A 19,154-nucleotide genomic window follows, 5' to 3' on the forward strand; every position below is an offset into this window, starting at 1 on the left:
GCCATACCCGGCAGATCCGCCGGCCGCCCCGCCACCGTCGCACCGAACACCACATCGCTACGGCCCGCCAACTGCCCGACCACCACAGCCCAAGCCGCCTGCACCACCGTATTCAACGTCACGCCGCACTCACGGGAAAGCACGGCCAACGCGGCGGCCAGGTCCCGGCCCGTCTGCGCCGTCACCCGCCCCGGAGCGTCCGACCGCCCCTCAGCAACCGCCGGGGCGACCAGCGTCGGCTCCTCGGTCCCCGCGAGCGCCGCACGCCACGCCTCGTTCGCCGCCGGTACGTCCTGCCGGGCGAGCCACGCGACGTGCTCACGGTGCTGAGCCACCGCGGGCAGTCCGCCCGCGCTGCCGCCCGCCGCGTAGCACTCCCACAGTTCACTCAGCAGAACCGGCAACGACCAGCCGTCAAGCACCAGGTGATGGAGCGTCACCAGCATCCGGTAGCGATCCGCATCGACCTTCACCAGCAGCACCCGCAACAGCGGCGGCTCACCGAGATCTAAACGACGCGCCCGCTCCTCCCCGGCCCAGCGCTCCGACTCCGCCCACGCAGCCTCGGCCCCGAGCCCCGACACATCCTCCACACGCCACGGCAGCACCACATCCCGCACCACCGTCTGCACCGGCCGCCCCAACCCCGGCACCACACGGAAACCCACCCGCAACGCCGCATGCCGCTCCAGCAACACCCGCCACGACGCCCGCAGCACATCCGCGTCGAGTCGGCCTTCGAGATCGACGACCAACTGCTCCATGTACGTGTCGTCGTCCTGCTCGTCGAACAGGGAGTGGAAGAGCAACCCCTCCTGCAAGGGCGAGACGGGCAGCACTTCGACCAGCCCGGGGACTCCTGCCTCCAGTTCCTCCACCTGGCCCTGCGACAGCTCCAAGAGGGGAAAGTCGGAGGGCGTGTATCCGCCGCTCCCGGCGTGGTCCGCGTGGACGGCCAGGCCGCCCAGTGCCGCCGCCCAGCCGTCCAGCAGCGCCCACGCCGCGCTCTCTTCGAGCACCGCCTCCGGCCATGCCAGAGTCAGCGTGAGCTCAGGGCCTCCATCGGCGTCGCGTACCGCTCCCAGGACCTCCAGGGCGTGCATCACGGGGAACGCCCCCGCCACGCTGCCGTCGAGCTCGGTCGCCGGGAGCGGCTGCCAGTCGCCTTCGCGGCCGGCGATGCGGCCCAGGTAGTTGAACCCGATCTGCGCCGACGGCAGGTCGGCCAGTACAGGCGCGGTCTCCGCGTTGAGGCGGCGCAGCAAGCCATACCCTAGCCCGTCCCCGGGAACCGCCCTGACCTGCTCCTTTACGAGCTTCAGCACCCGACCCGCAGCGGCGCCGCCCGCCCGCACCTCAGCGGAATCGACCAGCCCCGCATCGAGCCGCACCGGCCGGACACTGGTGAACCACCCCACCGTCCGCGACAGGTCCACCTCCGACGCCCGCCCATGCCCTTCCACATCCACCAGGAAGCCGCCGTCCGCATCACGGCCCTTCCACTCCCTCATCGCCACCGCCAGTCCGGCCAGCAGAACGTCATCGACGCCCGCGTGGAAGGCGGCCGGAACCCGTGCCAGCACGGCTGAGGTGACCTCGGCGGGCACCGTCACCGAGACGCGCCGCACCGTGGCCTCGACGTCACGAGCCGGGTCCACGGGCCGATCGGTCAGCATCGTGTCGGTGCCGCGCAGCACCTCGGACCACCCCGGCAGCTCGGCCGTCCGGTCCGCGCTCGTCGCCTCCGTGGACAGCTCGCGCGCCCAGCGCCGGAACGACACCGGAACCGCGTCGAGCACCGGCTGACGGCCGGCCGCCAACTCCTCGTAGGCGTGGGCCAGATCGGGCAGCAGCACCTGCCAGGACACCGTGTCCACCACCAGGTGGTTGGCGACCACCAACAGCCGCCCCTGCCGGCCCGGACCCGCGTCGAGCCACACCACCTGAACCATCACACCGGCCGCCGGGTCCAACCTTCCGGCCGCCGCCCGTACCTGCTCACCGGCGAGCGCCGAGAAGTCCGAAGAGTTCCCCACGGCTGTGGACGCGTCCACCCGGCGTACGTGCGCGTCGGAATCGATCGCCTCCGGCACGACCAACCGCCGGTCCGGCTCCACCTCCAATCGCGCCCGCAGCACATCGTGACGACCCATCACCGTGCGCACGGCATCCGTCAGAGCGTCGAAGTCGAGGCCGGCCGGTGTCGTCACCAGCGCCTGCTGCACGACGTGGCCCGCGCTCTCCAGGCCGACCCGGTCCAGCAGTTCGTGCATCACCGGGGTAAGGGGGACGTCGCCGACGGCGGGCGCCTCGTCGCGGAAGTCCGCGCCGTCGGCCGCGACAGCCACCGTCGCCAGGCCCGCCGGGGTCCGGTGCTCGAATACCTGACGGCTCGTGATCAGCAGGCCCGCGCGGCGGGCATGCGACACCAGCAGCATCGACATGATCGAGTCGCCGCCCAGCCCGAAGAAGCTGTCATCGGCCGCCACCCGCTCCAGTCCGAGCACCTTGCCGAACAGCCCGCACAGCACGCCTTCGACCGCCGTCTCGGGCGCTCGGCCGTCCATCGCCGTGGTCTCGGGAGCAGGCAGGGCGGCCCTGTCCAGCTTCCCGTTCACCGTGAGCGGCAGGGCGTCCAGGACCATGAGGGCGCTCGGCACCATGTATTCCGGCAAGGCTCCGGCCGCGTACTCCCGCAGCGGACGCACGTCGACGTCCTGCGCCCTGGGCACGACGTAGCCGACGAGCCGCTTCTCGCCGGGCCGGTCCTCCCGTACCACCACGGCGGCGCGGGCGACTTCCGGATGCCCCGTCAGAACGGCCTCTATCTCGCCGGGTTCGACGCGGAAGCCGCGGATCTTCACCTGCTCGTCGGACCGGCCGACGAACTCCGCCTGTCCGTCGGCCGTCCACCGCGCCAGGTCGCCCGAGCGGTACATGCGTACGCCGGGCAGGAAGGGCGAGGCCACGAACCGCTCCGCCGTCAGCCCCGGCCGGCCCACATAGCCGCGTGCCAGTCCGGCCCCGGCCACGTACAGCTCGCCCGTCACTCCGGCCGGCACCGGGCGCAGGAAGCTGTCCAGCACGAAGACCTGGACATTGCCGATGGGGCGGCCGACCGCCGGCGGCGCGTCCTGCGCGCCGATGCCCTCCGCGAGCAGCGCGGACGTCGTGATCACGCTCGCCTCGGTCGGGCCGTATGCGACCCACACCCGGGACTCGGCCCGCCATCGCGCGGCCAGGTCCGCTGTCACGCGCTCCGCGCCCACCACCCAGTTCTCGACGCCGGAGACGGCGGCAGGGTCCAGCACTCCCAGGAGGGAGGGGACGACGCTCGCGACTTTCACGCCCGTCGCGTGGATCATCCGCGCCAGGGCTTCCGGCTCCGTACGCTCGTCGCTCGACGCGATGGCCAGCGTGCCGCCGGCCCCGAGGGTGACCGCGACGTCCAGCACCGCGGCATCGAAGCTGAAGGACGCGAACTGAAGTGCCGTCACTCCCTCGGTCACGCCCAGTACGGGCCGCATGGCCTCAGCCAGGTTCGCCACACCGCCGTGCGCGACCGCCACGCCCTTCGGACGGCCCGTCGAACCGGACGTGTAGATCACGTAGGCCAACTGGCCGGGATCTACCGTGATTTCGGGAGAGTCGGGAGACTCGACGTCAATGGCTTCGGCCGCCTCGTCCAGGGCCACTACGCGCGCCGGACTGTCCGTCACCTCGGCCGCTGTCCCGGAGGTCGCCAGGACGACCGACGCGCCGCTGTCCGCGATCATGTAGGCGAGCCGGTCCGCCGGATACTCCGGGTCCAGCGGTACGTACGCGCCGCCCGCCTTCCACACCGCCAGCAGCCCCACGACCATGTCCACCCCGCGCGGCAGGCACAGGCCCACGCGGGATTCCCGGCCCACGCCGAGACGGGCCAGGTGCCGCGCGAGGCGGTTCGCCCGCGCCTCCAGTTCCTCGTACGTCAGCGCGTCGGCCCCGCAGCGCACCGCCACCGCCTGCGGCGTCCGCTGCGGCCACCGCGCGAAGAGGTCGACGACAGTGCGCGCCGAGACGGGCAGTCCGGTGTCGTTCCACCGCTCGACCACTTGCGTGCGCTCGGCCTCGCCGAGCACGTCGAGGTCGCCGATCCGCGCCTCCGGGTTCGCGGCGATCTGTCCCAGCACGCGCAGCAAGCGGCGGCCCATCTGTGCGGCTTGCTGCCTGTCGAGCCGGTCCGGCCGGTAGTCCAAGTGCAGGCGAAGGACATCGCCGGGCGTGACGCCGAGCGCCACCGCGAAGTTGGTCGTCCCGCGCACTTCGGTGTTCGTCGGCGTCAGTCCGTCGATGCGCGGAGAGTCCGCGAGGTCACCGCCCGGATAGTTCTCGAACGCGAGCAAGGTGTCGAAGGTCGCGCCGGGACCGGCAAGTCGCTGAATAGCGCTCAGGCCCACGTGCTGGTGATCGAGCAGGGCCGACTGCTGTACCTGCAACTCGGCGAGCGTCTCCGCGACGGTACGCCCCGGCTCCAACACCACCCGCACGGGAACGGTGTTGATGAACAGCCCCAGCATCTCCGCCATACCCGGCAGATCCGCCGGCCGCCCCGCCACCGTCGCACCGAACACCACATCGCTACGGCCCGCCAACTGCCCGACCACCACAGCCCAAGCAGCCTGCACCACCGTATTCAACGTCACGCCGCACTCACGGGAGAACACGGCCAACGCGGCAGCGAGGTCGCTGTCCGACTGGGCCGTCACTCGTCCGGGCGCGCCCGCCTGCCTCGTTCCGATCACCGGCGCGACCAGTGTGGGCTCCTCCACCCCCGCCAACGCCACCCGCCACGCCTGCCCGGCCGCCGCCGCATCCTGCCGGGCGAGCCACGCGACGTGCTCACGGTGCTGAGCCACCGCGGGCAGACCGTCCCCGCTGCCGCCCGCCGCGTAGCAGGCCCACAACTCACGCGTCAGAACTGGCAACGACCAGCCGTCGAGAACGAGATGATGCAGCGTCACCAGTAGCCGGTAGCGATTCGTGCCGACCTTGACCAGCAGCACCCGCAACAGCGGCGGCTCACCGAGATCGAACCGACGCGCCCGCTCCTCCGCAGCCCACCGCTCCGACTCCGCCCACGCAGCCTCCGCACCCAGCCCCGACACATCCTCCACACGCCACGGCAGCACCACATCCCGCACCACCGTCTGCACCGGCCGCCCCAACCCCGGCACCACACGAAAACCCACCCGCAACGCCGCATGCCGCTCCGACAACACCCGCCACGACGCCCGCAACACGTCCACGTCGATATCGCCGTCGAGGTCGATGACCAGCTGCTCCGCGTAGACGTCGTCGTCCTGCTCGTCGAACAGCGAGTGGAAGAGCAATCCCTCTTGGAGCGGCGAGACCGGCAGCACTTCGACCAGCCCGGGAACCTCCGCCGTCAGCTCGTCCAGCTGACTCTGCGAAAGCTCCAGGAGGGGAACGGCGGTCGGCGAACGTTCAGCGCTGCCGTCCTGCGTGGCGCCTGCCGCCTCCTGAGGGACGGCGACGGTCGCCAGGGCGGCCGGGGTGCGGTGCTCGAAGACCTGACGGGTGGTGATGGTCAGCCCGGCGCGGCGAGCGCCCGACACCAGCAGCATGGCGAGGATCGAATCGCCGCCCAGCCCGAGAAAGCTGTCCTCGGCGCTCACCCGTTCCAGGCCCAGAACCTCGGCGAACAGCCCGCACAGTGCCGCTTCGAGAGGGGTCCGCGCCTCTCGCCCAGCGGGGCGTTCCTCCGTTCGGGGGGCGGGGAGCGCCGCCTTGTCCAGCTTGCCGTTCACCGTGAGCGGCAGGGCGTCGAGCAGCACCACGGCGCCGGGCACCATGTGCTCCGGCAGCGCCCCCGCCGCGTACTCGCGCACCAAGGCCGGGTCCACGCCCGGCGCCTCGGGTACGACGTAGCCGACCAACCGCTTCTCGCCCGGCCGGTCCTCCCGCACCACCACCGCCGCCTGAGCAATGTCCGGATGCCCCGTCAGGACAGCTTCCACCTCGCCGGGTTCGACGCGGAAGCCTCGGATCTTGACCTGCTCGTCCGCACGCCCCGCGAACTCCAACAGCCCGTCCGCCGTCCACCGCGCCAGGTCGCCCGAGCGGTACATACGAGCGCCCGGAGCAAACGGGCAGGCCACGAACCGCTCCGCCGTGCAATCCGCGCGCCCCGCATAGCCGCGCGCCAGCCCGGCCCCGGCCACATACAGCTCGCCGACCATGCCGACAGGCACTGGCCGAAGGAACGCGTCCAGAACGAAGACCTGCGCGTTCCCGATGGGGCTGCCGATCGCGGGCGGCGCATCCTGCGGACCGATACCCTCCGCCAGCAACGTCGCCGTCGTGATCACGGTCGCTTCCGTCGGTCCGTAGGTGTTCCACACCCGCGCCCCCGTCCGCCACCGCGCCGCCAGGTCCGCGCTCAGCCGCTCCGCACCCAGCACCCAGTTCTCCACACCGGGCACGGAAGCCGGATCCAGCACACCCAGCAACGACGGAACGACGCTCGCCACGCTCACACCCGCCGCCTCGATCATCCGGGCCAGCGCCTCCGGCTCCGTACGCTCCTCACTCGACGCGATCGCCAGCGCACCGCCGGCCCCGAGGGTGACCGCGACGTCCAACACGGCGGCGTCGAAGCTGAACGACGCGAACTGAAGCGCCGTCACCCCCTCCGCGACACCCAGCACCGGCCGCATGACCTCCGCCAGATTCGCCACACCGCCATGCGCGACCGCCACACCCTTCGGACGGCCCGTCGAACCAGAGGTATAGATCACATACGCCAACTGGTCGGCCTTGGGCGCGTTTTCAAGTTCCGTGGCCGTTTCGTCTCCGGTGGCTGCCTCTGCGGCGGCTTCCTCTGTGACGTCCTCCAACGCCACGACACGCACGGCGTCGGTCGGAGCCTTCGCCATCGTCTGGGCGGTCGCCAGCACGACCGACGCGCCGCTGTCGGCTGCCATGTAGGCGAGGCGGTCCGCCGGATACTCCGGATCGAGCGGTACGTACGCACCGCCCGCTTTCCACACCGCCAGCAGCCCCACGACCATGTCCACCCCGCGCGGCAGGCACAGCCCCACCCGCGACTCCCGCCCCACACCGAGCCGGACCAGATACCGGGCCAACCGATTCGCCCGACCCTCCAACTCCCCGTACGACAACACGTCGGAACCGCACCGCACCGCCATCACATCCGGGTGGGCGGCGGCTCGCCTCGTGAACAGCTCAAGGGCGGAATCCGCCGCCCGGCGTCGACCGGTCTCGTTCCATGCCTTCACGACCAGCGAGCGTTCCGAGCCGTTCACCGTGTCCATTCGACTCACCGGAACGGAAGGAGCTTCGACGGCTCCTTCCAGAATCCGGAGGATTGATCGATGCGCGCCCTGCACCCAGGCGTGGTCGTAGAGGGTAGAACTCGCCTCCAGGGTGATCCGAATAGTCTCACCGTCCGGCGATTCGGACACGAGAACGCCGAATTCATCGGTCAGTCGATTCGACAGGCCGCGAAATAGGTCGTGGGCGGTTCCCCGGCACGATCCGAACCACAATTCTGTAGCGCCATCGGCCGGTTCGATACGCACGTACGGCCCGAAGTTCCGGTGGTCACCCTCCGCCCGGCCCAGCTCGCGGCGGAGCCGTTCCCCTCGGAATCGCTGGTGTTCCAGCACTCCGGCGATTTCACGGTCCGCCGCGCCCGCGAGCTCCGCCAGGCCCGCCCCGGGCCGTACCGGAAACCGGAGCGGCAGTGTGTCGGCCATCGCGCAGAGCGTCCGCCGGTCCTCGTCCCGCACCCGGCCCGAAATCGGAAGGCTCAGTACCGCTTCGTCCACCCCGGTCATCCGGGCGACGAAGGCCCCGACCGCCGCGATCACCCATCGCGTCCAGCCGACGCCGCTCCGGGAAGCCGCGGCGCGCAAGCGGGCCGTGGCAGCGGGCGTCAGGGTCTCCGACTCCCGCCGAATCCCTTCCCCGGCCCCTCCCCAGTCCCCGGCCTCGTCATCCGCACCGCCCGATCGGTAGCCCGGAATGCCGGTCGGCTCCGGGCGGTCGGCGCAGCGCTCGATCCAGTACGCCCGGTCGCGCGCGTACCGCTCCGACTCCAGGTAGGCCGCCTCCCGCTCCATGGCCGCACGCGGCGACGCGTAGCCCGGCTCGGCGACAGCGTCGCCCCGCGAGAGCGCCGTATACACCTCGGCGACGCGCCGCTCGATCAGCTCGCAAGCGAAGTCGTCCACCAACTGCCTGCTGTAGCAGTGCGACCAGAGATGACGGTCGGCGGCGAGCCGGTAGACGGCGTGGGAGAACGGCCGGCCCCCGGTGGCCCCGGCGTCCCGGATGCGGAGCGTTTCCGCCCGCATCAGCTCCTCCGCCGCGCGCCGCGGGTCGCTTTCGCCGCGCAGATCGACGACCGACAGCCCGTCCGCTTGTCCGGCCCCCGTGATGGGCCGGCCAGTTCCTTCGCCGTCCGTCGCGCTGTGCGTGCGCAGTAGCTCCGTCTCCTCGGTGACCAGCTTCAGCGCGCGGTCGAAGGTGTCGAGGTCGAGAGCGCCGGTCATGTCGACGTACCGATGGATCGCGTCGAGCACGCGGGAATTCCCCATTTCTCGCGTCGGCCATATGTCCTGCGGGTAGTGGTCCTGCCGGTAAACGTTCTGCCGGTAAAGGTCCTGCCCGTGAAAGTCCTGCCGGTGAGATTCCTGCCGATATTCGGACAGGGGCAGCGCGTCGCCGTTCCGGCCGTTCATCTTCTCCCCCTCAACGGGCAGCCCCGTGCCCGAAGCACCTGCCGTTGCCCAGCCGGGCCCTGCGCCGGCTGATCACCCTGCACTCATCCACACATCAGGCGGTATGGACCACCGCCGGCCCGCGCGACGCCTCGGGGGAAAGGCGGCACGGATTCGCGCACGTACGGACATTTTCTGTCCAGCGGCGTCGTCATCGACGCCTCTGATGGGCCGCCTTGGCGGCCCGCCCCCGTCCGACAGTCCAGCCGCCTCCGTACGTGAGCGGCGGAAGGTATCTGTGGTCACTGTGTTGCCGCGCACCGCTGCATGAGTGATGCGCCTTCCCCATATCCAACTCCTTGGAATTGGACAGCCTGGCCCCAGAGATGTCAACGAATGTGTTTGCGACGCGGTTGGACGCCTGTGTATTAGCTATGGATTCGATCAACCGGGCGGCTACCACTGTCCAATCGGAGATTTCGCACCACTTGGACACAGGATCGGACGGTCACCCGGCCGCCGTGGCCCGCCGCCCGCTTCCGCACCCGCACCCGCACCCGCACCCGCACCCGCACCCGCACGAAAAAGTTAGGCAAGGCAAGCCTAAGAAAGGTTACGATCTTCCTACGGACCGGCGCTCTCCTGCCCACCGACCACTGGTGCGAGGCGTGGTACGCGGCGACGGCCCGCACATGACGGCGATCGACGAGAGGACGGCCGGAGATGGGCCAGCTGCACGATCTCACCGCTCTGGAGCAGGGCGACGCGATACGGGCGGGGGAGCTGTCCCCCGTCGAGCTGACGAACCATTACCTGGAGCGTATCGACCGACTCGACGCCACCGTCGGCGCGTTCATCACGGTGACACCAGAGATCGCGCGGAAGCAGGCGGCCGAGGCGGAGCGGGTCGCCGTCGAAGCACGCCGCGAGGGAAGGGAGTTGCCGCCGCTGCACGGTGTTCCGGTACCGGTGAAGGACTTCACCGATGTGGCAGGCGTGCGCTGCACGATGGGTTCGGCCGCGCTCGTGGACCGTGTGCCGACCGTGGACGACCATGTGGTCACCAAGCTCCGTGCGGCCGGCACCGTCCTGCTCGGCAAGACCAACACCCCCGAGTTCGCTCTCCCGCCGTACACCGAGAACCGGGTGGCTCCGCCCGCCCGCACCCCGTGGAACCTCGAACGCTCGGCCGGCGGAACGAGCGGCGGCGCGGCGACGGCGGTCGCCTCCGGGCTGGCGCCCGTCGCGCACGGCACGGACAGCGGCGGCTCGATCCGCATCCCCTCGTCCGCCTGCGGAGTCTTCGGTCTCAAGCCGAGCCGCGGCCGGGTCAGCAGCGGCCCCACGCGGCATGAGGTCAGTGGCATGGGCACGTCGGGCCCCCTGGCCCGTACGGTCGCGGACGCGGCGGCGCTCCTCGATGTGCTGGCCGGTCCGATGCCCGGCGACACGTTCACCGCACCCGCGCTGCCGCCCGGGGAGACCTTCGCCGGGCAGGCGCTCCGCCGCCCGAAGGCGCTGCGCGTCGCCTGCATGCCCGAGCCGACCGTACCGGGCGTGTCGGTCCACCCCGACTGCCGCAAGGCCGTGGACGAGGCGGCCGATCTGCTGCGCGAACTCGGCCACACCGTCGAGGAGGCGGCACCGCCCGCGGTGAGCGCCGGGGCCGGCGCCGCCCTCCTGGACGTATGGAAGGTGATGGCCGCGACCAGCCCGGTGCCGCCGGGCTCCGAGGAGTTGCTGACGCCGCTGACGCGCTATCTGCGCGCGGAAGCCGCAGGGGTGTCGGGGGCGACATACGCCCAGGGCCTCCAGGAGATGCGGAAGCTGGGCCAGCTGATCGCCGACACCATCCAGCCCGTCGGCACGGGCTACGACATCATCCTCACCCCGACCCTGGCCCAACCCCCGGTCCCAGTGGGCTCGTTGCACGACGACGCGAACCCGGCCAACGGCTTCGAGCGGATGAGCGCGTTCACCCCGTACACCATGCTCTACAACGCGTCCGGCCAGCCCGCCGCCAGCGTCCCGCTGCACTGGAACGCCGACAACCTCCCCATCGGCGTCATGCTCGCCGCCCGCTACGGCGACGAGGCCACCCTCATCTCCCTCTCCGCCCAACTGGAGGAGGCCCGCCCCTGGGCGGCCCGCGTCCCCGCGCTGTGGTGAGAAGCCCGCGGGGCATGGCCCCCGCTTCCCGACACGCGTGCGGCTGACGCGGGCCGCCGATACGGTCAGGAGCGCTGCGAGAGCGCCTGCTTGACCAGCGTGCGGCCGAAGTCCCACATCAGGCCGCTGTCCCCGTTGCCGTGTGCGTCGTCCATGACGGCGGTGAAGGCGTCGACGAAGCGGTCCACGTCCGCTTCGTCGATGACCAGCGGCGGGATCAGCTTGATGACTTCCAGGTGGTCGCCGGAGACCTGGGTGAGGATGCGGTGCTTCTGGAGCAGCGGCACGACGACCATCTGGGCGAAGAGGCCCTTGCGCGCCGCCTGGAGCATCGCCCAACGGCTGCGCAGGCCCAGCGACTTGGGCTTGCCGAACTCGATGCCGATCATCAGGCCGCGACCGCGCACCTCGTGCAGCAGCTCGTACTTGTCCACGAGCGCCGCGAGCCTGCCGCGCAGCAGGTCTCCGGTGTGCCGGGCGCGCGCGATGATCTGCTCGTCCTCCATCACGCTGAGGACCGCGAGCCCCGCCGTCATGGCCTGGGCGTTGGAGCCGAAGCTGGCGGAGTGGACGAGGACCCGGTCCATGGAGGAGTAGACCTTCTTGAAGATCCAGTCCTTGCCGAGGGTCGCGCCGACCGGTACGTAGCCGCCCGAGAGCGACTTCGCGACGCACACCAGGTCGGGCTCCACGCCCTCCTCGTGCTGGTAGGCGAAGAAGTCGCCGGTGCGGCCGATGCCGGTCTGCACCTCGTCGGCGATCAGCAGCGCCTTGTGGCGGCGCAGCAACTCCTGTGCGGCGCGCAGAAATCCGGGCGGTGTCTCGTGGACGCCCTTGCCCTGGATCGGTTCGACGACGAATCCGGCCACGTCGCCGCGCGCCAACTCCCGTTCCAGTGCGGCCAGGTCGCCCATCTCGATGGCGGTGTCGGGCAGCAGCGGCGCGAAGCCGTCGCGGAATCCGTCCTCGCCGTTGACCGAGAGCGAACCGGTCGTCAGCCCGTGGAAGGCGTGGGTGCAGTAGAGGATTCTCGTCTTCCCCGTCGCGTACCGCGCGAACTTCAGCGCGGTCTCCACGGCCTCCGTGCCGCTGTTGCCGAAGAAGACGCGGTCGAGGTGGGGGGCGTACGACAGCAGCTTCTCCGCGAACAGGCCGGGCAGCGGCTGGCAGTCGAAGCGTGTGAGGTCGGCGAGCTGGGCGTCGAGCACGTCGTGCAGCGCCTTGCGTACGACGGGGTGGTGCCGGCCCACGCCCATGACGCCGAACCCGGCGAGCATGTCCAGGTAGTCGTTGCCGTCCGCGTCCCAGAAGTGCGCGCCCTCGGCCCGTTCGTATACTTTGTCGAAGCCGATGGTGTGCAGCATGCGCGGCAGTTGGTGGTTCACATACTTCGCGTGCAGTTCGTACCGCTCACCGCCGCGCTCCGCGAGGAGCTTCCCGAGGTCGAAGCCCTGCGGTCCGTCGGCTGTCATAGGTGGTTCTCCTCGCTGATCTCGGACGCCCCCGCCGCTGCGGGGGCTGTGGTGCGGGCCAGGGCGGCGCTGACGCGCCCGGCCATCTCGGCGGGGGTGAGCCCGATGTCGGCCAGTACCTCGCCGCGCTTGGCGTGTGCCAGGAACTGCGGCGGGATGCCGAAGGTGCGCACCGGCAGGTCCACCCCCGCGTCGCCGAGCGCCTGCGCAACGGCCGAACCGACGCCGCCAGTACGGCTGTTGTCCTCCACGACCGCCACGACCCGGTGGCGGGCGGCGAGCGCGGGCAGCGCCTCGTCGACGGGTTTGACCCAGCGCGGGTCCACGACGGTGCAGCCCGTGCCGCGCGCTTGGAGCAACTCGGCTATTTCCAGGCCGACTTGGGCCATGGTTCCCACGGTGACGAGCAGGACGTCCGTACGGCCGCCCGCTTCCCCCTTCGCCCCCTTCTCCGGCCGGGCCAGCACATCCATCCCCCCGACCCTGCCGACCGCGGGTATCGGCTCGCCCACCGTCTCCTTGGGGTAGCGGATGACGGTCGGCGCGTCGTCGACGTCCAGCGCCTCGCGCAGTTGTGCCCGGAGCTGGTCGGCGTCGCGCGGCGCGGCGATCCGCAGACCGGGTACGACCTGGAGGACCGACATGTCCCACATGCCGTTGTGCGACGCCCCGTCGGTCCCCGTGACCCCGGCCCGGTCCAGGACGAACGTAACGCCGCACTGGTGCAGCGCCACGTCCATCAGGACCTGGTCGAAGGCGCGGTTGAGGAAGGTCGCGTACACCGCGAAGACCGGGTGCAGCCCGCCCGTGGCGAGCCCGGCCGCCGAGACGGCGGCGTGCTGCTCGGCGATGCCGACGTCCCAGACCCGGTCGGGGAAGGCCGCGGCGAATTTCGTCAGCCCCACGGGGTGCAGCATCGCGGCCGTGATCGCCACGACGTCGGGCCGCTCGGCCCCGATCCGCGCCATCTCGTCCCCGAACACCGAGGTCCAGGACTGCCCGCCCGAGGGTGCGAGGGGTTCGCAGGTGAGCGGGTCCATCGCGGCGACCGTATGAAAGCGGTCGGCCTCGTCCTCCAGGGCGGGGCGGTAGCCGCGGCCCTTCTCGGTGAGGCAGTGTACGAGCACGGGTCCGTGGAACCTTCTGGCGCGGCGCAGCGCCGATTCGACCGCGGCGATGTCGTGCCCGTCGATGGGGCCGACGTACTTCAGGCCGAGGTCCTCGAACATGCCCTGCGGGGCGAAGGCGTCCTTGAACCCCTTCTTCGCGCCGTGCAGGGACTCGTACAGCGGCTGCCCGACGACGGGGGTGCGCTGGAGAACCTCCTTGCCCCAGGACAGGACGCGTTCGTAGCCGTCGGTCGTGCGGAGCGTGGCGAGGTGGTTGGCCAGACCGCCGATGGTCGGCGCGTACGAGCGTTCGTTGTCGTTGACGACGATGATCAGCGGGCGGTCTCTGGCCGCGGCGATGTTGTTGAGCGCTTCCCAGGCCATGCCGCCGGTGAGCGCCCCGTCGCCGATCACCGCGACGACGTGGTCGTCCCGGCCCAGCACCTGGTTGGCCTTGGCGAGGCCGTCGGCCCAGCCGAGGACCGTGGAGGCGTGGCTGTTCTCGATGACGTCGTGCTCGGACTCGGCGCGCGAGGGGTAGCCGGAGAGGCCGCCCTTGCCGCGCAGCTTGGAGAAGTCCTGTCGCCCGGTGAGCAGTTTGTGTACGTAGCTCTGGTGCCCGGTGTCCCACAGGATGCGGTCGGCGGGCGATTCGAAGACGCGGTGGAGGGCGACGGAGAGTTCCACCACGCCGAGGTTGGGACCGAGATGGCCGCCGGTCGCGGCCACGGCGTGCACGAGGAACTGGCGTATCTCCTCCGTGAGCCGGCCGAGGCTTTCCGCGGGCAGCGCCTTCAGGTCATGCGGGCCTTTGATGTTCTCCAACAGCGACACCGACATCCCCTCCTCGTCTGGTTCAGCCCACGGTGACGTCGGGCGTCCCGGAGCGGGCCCCCGCCGCCTCCATCTGCTCGGCGATCTTCATCGCCTCGTCGATGAGGGTCTCGACGATCTTCGATTCGGGGACGGTCTTGATGACCTCGCCCTTCACGAAGATCTGCCCCTTGCCGTTGCCGGAGGCCACACCCAGATCCGCCTCACGCGCCTCGCCCGGACCGTTGACCACACAGCCCATCACCGCGACACGCAGCGGCACCTCCATGCCCTCCAGCCCCGCCGTGACCTCCTCGGCGAGCTTGTACACATCCACCTGCGCCCGCCCGCACGACGGACACGAGACGATCTCCAGACCCCGCTGCCGCAGGCCCAGGGACTCCAGGATCTGGTTGCCGACCTTGATCTCCTCCACCGGAGGAGCCGACAGCGACACCCGGATCGTGTCCCCGATCCCCTCGCTCAACAGCGCACCGAAGGCCACCGCCGACTTGATCGTCCCCTGGAACGCCGGCCCCGCCTCCGTCACCCCCAGATGCAGCGGATAGTCGCACTGCGCCGCCAGCTGCCGGTACGCGTTGACCATCACCACCGGATCGTTGTGCTTCACCGAGATCTTGATGTCCCGGAAGCCGTGCTCCTCGAACAGCGAGCACTCCCACAGCGCCGACTCCACCAATGCCTCAGGCGTCGCCCGCCCGTACTTCTGGAGCAGCCGCCTGTCCAGCGACCCCGCGTTCACCCCGATCCGGATCGGCGTCCCCGCATCCGAGGCCGCCCTCGCGATCTCCTTCACCTTGTCGTCGAACTGCCGGATGTTCCCCGGATTCACCCGCACCGCCGCACAGCCCGCGTCGATCGCCGCGAACACATACTTCGGCTGGAAATGAATATCCGCGATCACCGGAATATTCGACTTCCGCGCGATCACCGGCAACGCGTCCGCGTCATCCTGCGACGGACACGCCACCCGCACGATCTGACAACCCGACGCCGTCAACTCGGCGATCTGCTGCAACGTCGCACCGACATCCGCCGTCACCGTCGTCGTCATCGACTGCACCGAAACCGGCGCGTCGCCTCCGACGGCCACGGACCCGACCTGGATCTGGCGGCTGACCCGGCGGTCGGCGAGCTTGATCGGTACGGACGGCATTCCAAGTGAAATCGCAGTCATCTTGCGAGCAACCCCATGGTGTGGATCAAGGACCCGAGTTCGGCGGGCTCCGGTGTTCGAGATTACGGCACGGGATCAGTCGGAAGCACATCCCGCCCCAGTGGCCACCCAAATGTAGACGGCCGGACACATAGCGCGTCCGGCCGCCTCAATCGGGTCTTTCGCCGCACTTTCGAGCGGTACGGCCGTACGGTCGACGCGCCAGGCCGCTAGGTGAGCCGCACGGGGTTGACGACGTCCGCGACCAGGACCAGCAGTGTGAAGCAGATGAAGACGCCCGCGACCACGTAGGCGACCGGCATCAGCTTCGCGACGTCGAAGGGGCCGGGGTCGGGGCGGCGGAAGACGCGGGCGAAGGCGCGGCGCACGGACTCCCACAGCGCGCCCGCGATGTGCCCGCCGTCCAGCGGGAGCAGCGGGAGCATGTTGAAGAGGAAGAGCGACAGGTTGAACCCGGCGACCAGGAAGAGCATGGTCGCGACCTGCTGGGACGGCGGGATATTGAGGTTGAAGACCTCGCCGCCGACGCGGGCGGCGCCCACGACGCCCATCGGGGAGTCGGCCTTGCGCTGGCCCCCGTCGAAGGCCGCGTCCCACAGGTCCGGGATCTTCCCGGGCAGGGCGATCAGCGATTCGACGCCGGAGGCGACCATGTCGCCCATGCGGTCCACGGACTGCCCGAAGGACTGCTGGACGATGCCCGGCGCGGGGCTGAAGCCGAGGAAGCCGGCCGTGACGTACTGGCCCACGATCGGCTTGCCCTTGCCGTCGTACTTCTGGACCTGGTTGGGGATGAGGTCGGCGCGCAGTTCCTTGCGCTGCCCGTCGCGCTCGACGGTGATGGTCGCCGTGCCCGTGGTCTTGCGGATGTCGTCCTGGAGCGCCGACCAGTCGTCGATCTTGTGCCCGTTGAAGCCGACGATCTTGTCCTTCGGCTGGAGGCCGGCGGCCTTGGCGGGCGACGGCTTGGCCCCGGCCGGGCACTTGTCGGTCTTGGCCTGGGCGGAGACCACGCATTCGGAGACCGAGGAGACCTGGGTGGTCTGGGTGTTGACGCCGAACGTCATCATCACGCCGAGGAAGATCGCGACGGCCAGGACCAGGTTCATGAACGGCCCGGCGAACATCACGATCACGCGCTTCCAGGGCTTGCGCGTGTAGAAGAGCCGCGACTCGTCGCCCGGCTCCAGCTCCTCGAAGGCCGCCGAGCGGGCGTCCTCGATCATGCCGCGCCACGGCGAGGTGGAGCGCGCCGTGATCCGGCCGTCCTCGCCGGGCGGGAACATCCCGATCATGCGGATGTAGCCGCCGAGCGGGATGGCCTTCACGCCGTACTCGGTGTCGCCCTTCTTCCGCGAGAAGATCGTCGGCCCGAAGCCGACCATGTACTGCGGCACGCGGATGCCGAAGAGTTTCGCGGTCGAGAGGTGGCCGAGCTCGTGCCACGCGATCGAGAAGAGCAGGCCCACCACGAAGACGACTATCCCCAGGATGGTCATCAGTGTTGTCATGCGCGAGCCTCCGAGGTTGCGTGCGCTGTACGAGCGGTACGGGCGGCCAGTTCACGGGCCCGGGAGCGGGCCCAGGTCTCGGCCTGCAAGACGTCCGCGACCGAGAGGCGGGTTCCCGAAATGGGTTTTCCGTGTTCCGAAACCACTTCCGCGACGGTATCGACAATCCCTGTGAACGGCAGCCGCCCGGCGAGGAAGGCGGCGACGCACTCCTCGTTGGCCGCGTTGAAGACGGCGGGCGCGGTGCCGCCGAGCTCGCCGACGTGGCAGGCGAGGCCTACGGAGGGGAACGCGTCGGTGTCGAGCGGCAGGAACTCCCAGGTGTGGGCCTTGGTCCAGTCCACGCCGGGTGCGGCGTCGGGGACCCGCTCCGGCCATCCCATGCCCAGCGCGATCGGCATCCGCATGTCGGGCGGGCTGGCCTGGGCGAGCGTCGAGCCGTCCGTGAACTCCACCATCGAGTGGATGTAGGACTGCGGATGGACCACGACCTCGATGCGGTCGAAGGGGACGTCGAACAGCAGATGCGCCTCGATGACCTCCAGCCCCTTGTTGACGAGGGTGGCGGAGTTGATGGTGACGACGGGGCCCATGTCCCAGGTGGGGTGGGCGAGCGCCTGCTCGCGGGTGACGGCTCCGAGCTGGTCCTTGGTGCGGCCGCGGAACGGGCCGCCGGAGGCGGTGACGACGAGCTTGCGGACCTCGCGGGGCGCGCCGCCGAGCAGGGCCTGGAAGAGCGCGGAGTGCTCGGAGTCGACGGGCACGATCTGGCCGGGCCTGGCGGCGGCCTTGACCAGCGGGCCGCCGGCGATCAGGGACTCCTTGTTGGCGAGGATGAGGACCCGGCCCGCTTCGAGGGCGGCGAGGGTGGGCGCGAGGCCGATGGAGCCGGTGATGCCGTTGAGGACGGAGTGGCACTCGGTGCGGGCCAGCTCGGTGGCCGCGTTCGGGCCCGCCAGAATCTCCGGCAGCGGCTCGGCGCCGTATCGCGCGGTGAGGGCCGCGCGCAGGCCGGCGGCCTTGTCGGCCTGGGCGACGGCCACGGCGTCCACCCGGAGCCGGTGCGCCTGTTCGGCGAGAAGGTCCACCCGGCCGCCGGCGGCCGACAGGGCGGTCACCCGGAAGCGCTCGGGGTTGCGGAGGACGACATCGATGGCCTGCGTGCCGATCGAACCGGTCGAGCCGAGGATGACGATGGAGCGGGGACCGCTCGGGCTTTCACCCGGGGCGTCGGCCGGGGCGAATCGAAGGTGCGGGTCAGCGAGGGAGTCCGTCATCCCCCCATTGTTGCCGCATCCCTCCCTGCCGCGGCACCGCGTCCCCCGGAACGGTCACCACCCGCCCCACGGGCCTCAGCCGGGCGCGGCGCGCGGCTGAGGCCGGGGCGTCGCCCGTCAGTGGATGGGCCGGTGCAGGTTGTCGGTGCGGGCCGGGCCGGGGGTGGCGTCCGCGATCCAGGGGCCGTCGCCGCTGGGGTCGACGACGCCGCTCTCCAGCCACGCGTACGTACCGGACATGACGCCGGAGACGACCTTGCGGTCGAGGTCGTCGGTGTTGGTCCACAGCCGCCCGAACAGCTCTTCCGTCCGGATGCGGGCCTGCTCGCAGAAGGCGTCGGCGAGCTGGTACGCCTCCGCTCCGTGGTCGCCCTGGGTGCGCAGCATCTCGGCCCGTACGCACGCGGCGCTCATCGCGAAGAGCTCGGCGCCGATGTCGACGATCCGGCTCAGGAAGCCCTGTTTGGTCTCCATCCGTCCCTGCCAGCGGGACATGGCGTAGAAAGTGGAACGGGCGAGCTTGCGGGCCGCGCGCTCGGTGTAGCGCAGGTGGCCGCTGAGGTCGCGGTGGCCGGGCGGGGAGAACTCGGCGTAGGAGTTCGGGAGCTGTCCGGGTCCGGCGACGAGCTTGGGCAGCCAGCGGGCGTAGAAGGCGCCTGCCTTGGCGGCAGCCCGGCCCTTGTCGGTGAGCGAGGTGTCGGGGTCGATGAGGTCGCCGGCGACCGAGAGGTGGGCGTCGACGGCCTCGCGGGCGATGAGCAGGTGCATGATCTCGGTGGAGCCCTCGAAGATCCGGTTGATCCGCAGATCGCGCAGGACCTGTTCGGCGGGGACCGCGCGTTCGCCGCGGGCCGCGAG

The 19,154-nt window shown here is 70.6% G+C and carries 7 protein-coding genes and 1 pseudogene; 1 reads left to right on the top strand and 7 read right to left on the bottom strand.

Going from position 1 to position 19,154, the window contains the following annotated elements; genetic code table 11:
• On the bottom strand, positions 1 to 8,768 hold an 8,768-nt coding region (locus ACFU99_RS07975; protein ID WP_384387452.1), incomplete at its 3' end, for an amino acid adenylation domain-containing protein.
• Between the two features lie 702 nt (positions 8,769 to 9,470).
• Between ACFU99_RS07975 and ACFU99_RS07980 the strand changes: the two genes are divergently transcribed.
• Positions 9,471 to 10,916: an amidase gene (locus ACFU99_RS07980; protein ID WP_384387454.1), complete on the top strand. Its 1,446-nt coding sequence runs from the start codon at positions 9,471 to 9,473 to the stop codon at positions 10,914 to 10,916.
• Between the two features lie 65 nt (positions 10,917 to 10,981).
• Here the strand turns inward: ACFU99_RS07980 and ACFU99_RS07985 are convergent, their stop codons facing one another.
• From ACFU99_RS07985 to ACFU99_RS08010, 6 genes and pseudogenes are all read right to left on the bottom strand, one after another.
• Positions 10,982 to 12,388, bottom strand: coding sequence for an aspartate aminotransferase family protein (locus tag ACFU99_RS07985; protein WP_384387457.1), 1,407 nt, complete (start codon positions 12,386 to 12,388; stop codon positions 10,982 to 10,984).
• Positions 12,385 to 14,331, bottom strand: a complete 1,947-nt coding sequence (dxs, locus tag ACFU99_RS07990) for a 1-deoxy-D-xylulose-5-phosphate synthase (RefSeq protein ID WP_384387469.1) — start codon at positions 14,329 to 14,331, stop codon at positions 12,385 to 12,387. Before dxs ends, ACFU99_RS07985 begins: the two co-directional genes overlap by 4 nt.
• A 22-nt stretch (positions 14,332 to 14,353) precedes the next feature.
• The gene (gene ispG, locus ACFU99_RS07995) at positions 14,354 to 15,508 is read right to left on the bottom strand and encodes a flavodoxin-dependent (E)-4-hydroxy-3-methylbut-2-enyl-diphosphate synthase (protein ID WP_384387460.1); all 1,155 of its coding nucleotides are present in this window, start codon (positions 15,506 to 15,508) and stop codon (positions 14,354 to 14,356) included.
• 209 nt (positions 15,509 to 15,717) lie between these two features.
• A complete protein-coding gene (locus tag ACFU99_RS08000; RefSeq protein WP_384387463.1) occupies positions 15,718 to 17,019 on the bottom strand; it encodes a M50 family metallopeptidase in 1,302 nt (433 codons plus the stop codon).
• Positions 17,016 to 18,296, bottom strand: coding sequence for a 1-deoxy-D-xylulose-5-phosphate reductoisomerase (dxr, locus tag ACFU99_RS08005; RefSeq protein ID WP_384387466.1), 1,281 nt, complete (start codon positions 18,294 to 18,296; stop codon positions 17,016 to 17,018). The genes ACFU99_RS08000 and dxr overlap by 4 nt, the downstream gene beginning before the upstream one ends.
• Before the next feature lie 117 nt (positions 18,297 to 18,413).
• Positions 18,414 to 19,154, bottom strand: a pseudogene (locus tag ACFU99_RS08010) (acyl-CoA dehydrogenase); the annotation flags it as partial.

Source organism: Streptomyces sp. NPDC057654 (assembly GCF_042800135.1).
Lineage (GTDB): Bacteria > Actinomycetota > Actinomycetes > Streptomycetales > Streptomycetaceae > Streptomyces.

Coding starts and splice junctions, on each gene's coding strand:
- ACFU99_RS07980 (WP_384387454.1), top strand. CDS start 9,471: ATGGGCCAGCTGCACGATCTCACCGCTCTGGAGCAGGGCGACGCGATA.
- ACFU99_RS07985 (WP_384387457.1), bottom strand. CDS start 12,388: ATGACAGCCGACGGACCGCAGGGCTTCGACCTCGGGAAGCTCCTCGCG.
- ispG (WP_384387460.1), bottom strand. CDS start 15,508: ATGACTGCGATTTCACTTGGAATGCCGTCCGTACCGATCAAGCTCGCC.
- ACFU99_RS08000 (WP_384387463.1), bottom strand. CDS start 17,019: ATGACAACACTGATGACCATCCTGGGGATAGTCGTCTTCGTGGTGGGC.
- dxr (WP_384387466.1), bottom strand. CDS start 18,296: ATGACGGACTCCCTCGCTGACCCGCACCTTCGATTCGCCCCGGCCGAC.